Raw genomic sequence first — 1331 nt, 5'->3', positions numbered from 1 at the left:
GGGAGGGTCCCGCCGTTACGCCCGTGCGGCGTGGCGGGACCCTCCTGGCGGTGTGTACCTCAGCCGGCGACGAGGCCGATGAATCCGGCCCACGCGCCTGGCCCAACGGTCAGCATGGGGCCGCTGAGCTGCTTCGAGTCGCGGATGTGTACGTGCGTGGCAGCGGCAGCAACCTCCACGCACTCGCCGCCTTCAGCCCCGCTGTGGCTGCTCTTGCGCCAGGCGACCTCCACGCACTCGCCGCCATCGCCGGTGCTGTAACTGCTCTTGAACCACTCCAACTCTGGCGCAGTCGGTTCAGGGCGTCGAACGGTCATTTCTCTCCCAATAGTTTCTGAACAAACTCCGAAGACTCACGCGGAGTGAGCGCCTGCGATCGGATGATCCCATAGCGGGCTTCGAGCTGGCGGACCTTTGCTTGGCCCGTGTACAGACGGCTGTCACCTTGCGCTTCGGCGTAAGCGATGCGCTGCCCCTGCGCTGTGTCAATGAGGGTGAACGGCCCGCCCAGCGCCCCGTGGTCCTCCCTATCGGTCGGCATCACCTGAACCTCAACGTTACGCTTCTGGCCGATGAGCAGTAGCTGTTCCAGCTGACCAAACAGGACTGCCCGACCGCCGACGGGACGCCGGAGCACCTCCTCATCGATGATGAAGCTCAGCAACGGCGCCGGGTGCCGGTCGTAGATCTCTTGCCGCGCCAACCGACCCGACAGCCCACGCTCGATCGCATCATCGTCGAGCAGCGGACGCCGCATCTGGAAGACAGCACGCGCGTACTCGGCTGTCTGTAACAGACCGGGGATCGCATAAACGCCATACACCGACAGCGCCATGGCCTTCGCCTCCAGCCGCGCCATGTCCCGGAAGAACGGCGGATACTGCGCACGCACAACCTCCTCCTTCAACGCCAGCAACAAGCCCCCGGCCTCCAGCACCGCGTCCGCCTTGTCGATGAACGCGGGCTGGGGAATCCGCCGCCCCTGCTCGAACGACGCAACGGACTGCGCCGCGTACCCCACCCGCTTCCCGAACTCCGCCCGGTCCAGCCCCGCCCGCATCCGTAGCAGCTTCAACTGCCGCCCGAACGCGGTCATCACACCCGAACCCGGTTCGTCCTCCGGCCGCTGCCCGGAATCGGAACCGCCATCCGTCCCCGTCCCCGTACCCGTCTCGTCCTGCGTCATCGCCACCGCCTGTCCCACGTACGTACAAGCCGGACGCACGCCACGTACAGCCAGCCCGCGACGGCGCGTCACCCCTGGTCACGCTACGCCACCAAACGGCAACGTGGAGCCATGACCAGCAATCCACCACTCCCCGTCCGCCTCA

At 66.6% G+C, this 1331-nt stretch carries 2 protein-coding genes; both read right to left on the bottom strand.

The genetic code is table 11. From position 1 onward, the window contains the following. Positions 1 to 59 precede the first annotated feature (59 nt). Complete coding sequence (locus ABTZ94_RS37585) at positions 60 to 317, bottom strand: DUF397 domain-containing protein (RefSeq protein WP_351207965.1); 258 nt, start codon at positions 315 to 317, stop codon at positions 60 to 62. After that, entirely contained in the window at positions 314 to 1186 is an 873-nt protein-coding gene (locus tag ABTZ94_RS37580; RefSeq protein WP_351207963.1) for a helix-turn-helix domain-containing protein, read from the bottom strand. Before ABTZ94_RS37580 ends, ABTZ94_RS37585 begins: the two co-directional genes overlap by 4 nt. Positions 1187 to 1331 lie beyond the last annotated feature (145 nt).

It is taken from the genome of Streptomyces sp. NPDC002785 (genome assembly GCF_040295565.1).
GTDB lineage: Bacteria > Actinomycetota > Actinomycetes > Streptomycetales > Streptomycetaceae > Streptomyces.
Note: the sequence above shows the minus strand (reverse complement) of the source record. Positions and strands in the feature narration are given on the sequence as shown.